3 protein-coding genes and 1 pseudogene are annotated in these 4,954 nt (G+C 72.9%); all 4 read left to right on the plus strand.

Annotation, left to right across the window (positions count from 1 at the left end):
• A partial coding sequence (locus ABD385_RS40870; protein WP_344585306.1) for a hypothetical protein occupies window positions 1–264 on the plus strand: 264 nt, incomplete at its 5' end.
• A gap of 111 nt (window positions 265–375) precedes the next feature.
• Complete coding sequence (locus tag ABD385_RS40875; RefSeq protein ID WP_344585307.1) at window positions 376–3,597, plus strand: non-ribosomal peptide synthetase; 3,222 nt, start codon at window positions 376–378, stop codon at window positions 3,595–3,597.
• Between the two features lie 76 nt (window positions 3,598–3,673).
• Window positions 3,674–4,678 (plus strand): TauD/TfdA family dioxygenase, encoded by a 1,005-nt coding sequence (locus tag ABD385_RS40880; protein ID WP_344585309.1) that lies wholly within the window; start codon window positions 3,674–3,676, stop codon window positions 4,676–4,678.
• Window positions 4,675–4,954: pseudogene (locus tag ABD385_RS40885) on the plus strand (2,3-diaminopropionate biosynthesis protein SbnB); the annotation flags it as partial. The gene ABD385_RS40880 and the pseudogene ABD385_RS40885, both read left to right, overlap by 4 nt.

A 4,954-nucleotide genomic window follows, 5' to 3' on the forward strand; every position in this document is an offset into this window, starting at 1 on the left:
CTCGGCATCGGCTCACTCGTCCACTACGGCGTCACCCTCGGCGACGGCGCCACCCTCGCCGCCGACTCCTTCCTCATGAAGGGCGAAGACGTACCACCCCACGCCCTCTGGGCCGGCAACCCCGCCAGCGCGGTGCGCGACCACCGGCCGCGTCGCCCCGCCGCGGGCACCCCGACGGACCCCTCGGGGTCGGTCGCCCGCCCAACACCGGCACCGCGTTCCCCGCACCACGGCACGACCGTCACCGAGCACACCCCGGGCTGACGGGACACCACGGCGGCCCACCACGACCGGGCCGCACCGCAGCGCACCACCCCCGCACCGCGCCCGACCGCCGACCGGGACGCCCCGGCCCGAGCCAGCAGAGGAAGTCCGATGAAGACACCGAACGACGATGACCGCGAGCGCCGGCGCAAGGCGCCGGCCGGCACCGGATTCACCGTGGTCCCCCGATGGACCACCACTCCGCAGCCCGGCCTCGCCGCTCTCGAACTGCCGCTGCCCGACGCGCTGGTGACGCGGTTGGACCGCTGGGCCGACGCCCACCGCGTTCCCCTGGCAGCGGTGGTGTTGGCCGCGCACGCCACGGTGCTCGCCGCACTGTCGGGGGAACCGGACGTCACCACCGGGTACCGTGCCGCCGACGGCGGTCCGGCGCTGCCCTGCCGGGTGTCCACCGCCCCGGGCACCTGGCGGGAACTGGCCCGCAATTCCGCCCGGGCGGTGCAGGACCTGAAGGTCGAACCGGGCCCGGAACAGGCGCCGTTCGAGACCGAACTCGACCTCTGCGACACCCACGACGAGCTGGCCGGGAGCACGGTGCTCCGGGTGACGGCGGCACGGACCGGCGGACGGCTCACCCTCAGGCTGCGGTACCGCACCACGCTGCTGGACGCGGACGCCGCAGCCCGAATAGCCGGCTACCACCGCACGGCGCTGGCCCGGTTCGCGGCGGATCCGGACGCCGAACCCCGACGGGGGACCCTGCTCTCCGACGCCGAACGCCGTTTCCAGCTCGACGAGTTGGCCGGCCCCGCGCACGAGTTACCCGATCTCCGGTTCCACGAACTGTTCGAGGAGCGCGTGCGGATCCACCCGGACGCCGTCGCCGCCGTGCACGGCGCCCGGCAGTGCACCTACCGGGAACTCAACGAACGCGCCAACCGCCTGGGCCGGGCGCTGTTGGAACGGGGGTTGGGGCACGAGGACGTCGTGGCGGTCGTCACCGAACGCAACCTGGACTGGCTGACCGCCGTCCTGGCCGTCTTCAAGGCCGGCGGCGCCTACCTCCCCATCGAGCCGCACTTCCCGGCCGACCGGATCACCGCCATGCTCAGCCGCGCCGCGTGCCGTTTCGTGCTGACCGAACGCGGCAGCACCGGCACCCTCGATCCGGCCCTGGCCACCCTGCCCGACGTCCGCACGCTCGGCGTCGACGCCGCCGACGACCACACCCGGTCCGCAACAGACCTCGGCATCAAGATCGCGGCGGACCAACTCGCCTACATCTACTTCACCAGCGGCTCCACCGGGGAACCCAAAGGCGCAATGTGCGAACACGCCGGCTTCCTCAACCACCTCCACGCCAAAATCACCGACCTCGGCATCACCGACAACCAAGTCATCGCCCAGACAGCCCCCCAATGCTTCGACATCTCCCTGTGGCAACTGGTCGCCGCCCTCCTCACCGGCGGCCACACCCACCTCATCGACCAGAACACGATCATGGACGTCCCCCGCTTCGTCGACACCCTCGCCGACAGCCACATCACCGTCCTCCAAGTCGTCCCCTCCTACCTCGAAGCAGTCCTGACCCACCTCGAACGCCACCCGCACCCGCTACCCGACCTCCGCTGCGTCTCCGTCACCGGGGAAGCGCTCAAGAACGAACTCGTCCAGCGCTGGTTCGCGGCCCGGCCCGGCGTCCAACTCGTCAACGCCTACGGCCTCACGGAAACCTCCGACGACACCAACCACGAAGTCATGAACCAGGCCCCGAACGACGACCGGGTCCCACTCGGACCGTGCGTGCCCAACGTCCGCGTCTACGTCGTCGACGAACAGTTGGAGCCGGTGCCGCTCGGCGCCCCCGGGCAGATCGTCTTCTCCGGCGTCTGCGTCGGCCGTGGCTACGTCAACGACCCCGAACGCACCCGACTGGCGTTCCTCGACGACCCCCACCGTCCGGGTCAGCGGCTCTACCAGGGTGGCGACTACGGCCGGTGGCTGCCCGGCGGGAAGCTGGAGTTCCTCGGACGACGCGACGCCCAGGTCAAGGTCCGCGGCTTCCGCATCGAGATCGGCGAGATCGAGAACGCCCTGCTGCGCGTGCCCGGTGTCCGGGACGGAGCCGTGGTGGTCGCCGGGGACGACCGGCAGGGCAAGCACCTGGTCGCCTTCTACTGCGGCCCGCGGCCGTTGGCGGCGGTCGCCCTGCGCGGGCGGTTGGCCGAGTCGCTCCCGCCCTACATGGTCCCCGGTGCCTTCCACTGGCGGGCCCGGCTGCCGCTGACGCCCAACGGCAAGACCGACAAGACGACGCTCACCGCGCTGGCCGCCGGGGCCGGGGCGCCCGAGGCGGGCCGCCGTGCGCCGCGAACCCCCACGGAGCGGCGGTTGGCCCGCGCCTGGGCGGAGGTCCTCGGCGTCCCCGCGGACCGGATCGGGCGCGGGGACCACTTCTTCGACCGGGGCGGCACCTCGCTGTCGGCCGTCAAACTGGCCATCACGCTCGACCGCGCGGTGTCGCTGAAGGACCTCACCCGCCACCCGGTCCTCGCCGACCTGGCCGCACTGGTCGACGGCCGCAGCGCGGCGGACCACGGGCTGCTGCACACCCTCGCCGAACCGGCGGACGAGCCCCTCGGCCACCTGGTGTGCTTCCCCCACGCCGGGGGCAACGCGGTCACCTTCCAGCCGCTGGCCCGGGCGCTGCGGCACAGTGGTTGGGCGGTGCACGCGGTGGAACTGCCCGGCCACGACCCGGCCGCCCCCGACGAGCCCTTCGCGTCGCTGCACGACGTCGTCGAGCAGACCGTCGCCGAGATCGCCCGCCGCGGTCTGACCGGAGTCCTGCTGTGGGGCCACTCGTCGGGCGCGGCGCCGGCCGTGGCCACCGCCCAGCTGCTGCAAGCCCGTGGGACGCCCGCGCGGCGGGTGTTCGTCGGCGCCCAGCTGCTCGGTGCGGCGGCCGAACGGCGTGCCGCCGCAGGCACGTTGGCCGCCCGGAGCGACGCCGAGATCGCCAAGGAGCTGGGCGCGGGCCACGAGCGGCACCCGCTCGGCGCGCCCGACTCCGCACCCGCCCTGCACGCCGGCGCCGCCTACCGGCACGACTGTCTGGCCGCACACCACTTCTTCGCCGAACTCCTCGACCGCCCGCCGGTCGCGAAGTTGACCGCGCCGCTCACCGTCGTCGTCGCCGACGACGACCCGAGTACCGCCGGCGCCGCCCAGCGGCACGACGACTGGCGGCTCCTGGCCGACCACGTCGAGCTGCACCGCATCGCCGACGGCGGCCACCTGTTCCCGCGCACCCGCCCGGCCGCGGCGGCCGGTGCCGTACTGGCCGCCGTTCCCCTGCCGACGTCCTCCTGAACCGCACGTCGGACACCGGCCGCGCCGGACACCCACCCGCACCCCCGTACGCACCCACCACAGGAGAGAACCCGACATGTCATCGCCACCGTCAACGACCCTGCCCGGCGTGGAGCTGCGGCCCGGCACACCACCGTTGCTCCTGGCCGACGCGCACGGCGACCCGGCCCGCTGGGCGGCCCGGCACAAGGACGCCCTGCGCGCCACCGTCGCCGCACACGGCGCCGTTCTGGTCCGCGGCCTCGGCCTGCACGACACCGGCGCGGCGGCGGCCACCTTCACGGCCCTGTCCGCCGAGCTGATGACGGAGACGGAGAGCTTCGCCCCCCGGCACAGCTACGGCGCGGGCGTGTACTCGTCGTCCAAGTGGCCGCAGAACCAGCCGATGTGCATGCACCACGAACTCAGTTACGCGCTCCGCTTCCCCCGCCTGATGCTCTTCGCCTGCCTGAAGGCCCCCAGCGACGGCGGGGCCACCGGGGTGGCCGATGCGACGAGCGTGTTGGACGCCCTGCCCAGGAAAGTGGTCAGGCGCTTCGAGCGGCAGGGTTGGCTGTTGACCCGCAGCTACAACGACGAGATCGGGGCCTCCGTCGCCCAGGCGTTCGGCACCGACGACCGCGAGGCCGTCGCACGCTACTGCCGGGCCAACGCCATCGCCTTCCAGTGGCAACCCGACGGCACCCTCCACACCCGCCAGCGCCGCAGCGCCGTCGTGCGCCACCCGATCTCCGGACGCCGCTGCTGGTTCAACCAGATCGCCTTCCTCAACGAGTGGACGATCGCCGAGGAGATCCGGGAGTACCTCCTCGACACCTACGGCGCCGACGGACTCCCCTTCAACACCCGCTACGGCAACGGCGATCCGCTGGACCAGGACGTCGTCGAGCTGGTGAACACGGTCTACCAGACCCACACCGCACGCGCACCGTGGCAGGACGGCGACCTGATGGTGGTGGACAACATCCGCACCGCACACAGCAGGGAGCCGTTCGACGGCCCCCGCGACGTCCTCGTCGCGATGGCCGACCCGATCCGCCTGTCCGACTGCTCCCCCAGCATCGAGGTGACCACGCCATGACGACCCTGCACCCGCCCGTTCCGCGACCCGCCGATCCCGCGCCGCCCACCGTGCCGCCGTTCGCGGTGATCTCCGGGGCCCAGGTCCAACACGCCCTCCAGGGCCGGGCACCCGAGATCGTGGACCTGATCGAAGCCACCTACCGCCTACACGGCACCGGCGACTCCGTCAACCCACCCTCCTACTTCCTACGCTTCCCCGACCGCCCCACCTCCCGCATCATCGCCCTACCCGCCTCCCTCGGCGGACCCACCCCCGTCGACGGCCTCAAATGGA

The organism is Streptomyces lunalinharesii (assembly GCF_039532155.1).
Taxonomy (GTDB): domain Bacteria; phylum Actinomycetota; class Actinomycetes; order Streptomycetales; family Streptomycetaceae; genus Streptomyces; species Streptomyces lunalinharesii.

What these genes read in the sequence shown, in the direction of transcription:
- ABD385_RS40880 (WP_344585309.1), top strand. Translation starts at nt 3,674, where the DNA reads ATGTCATCGCCACCGTCAACGACCCTGCCCGGCGTGGAGCTGCGGCCC.
- ABD385_RS40875 (WP_344585307.1), top strand. Translation starts at nt 376, where the DNA reads ATGAAGACACCGAACGACGATGACCGCGAGCGCCGGCGCAAGGCGCCG.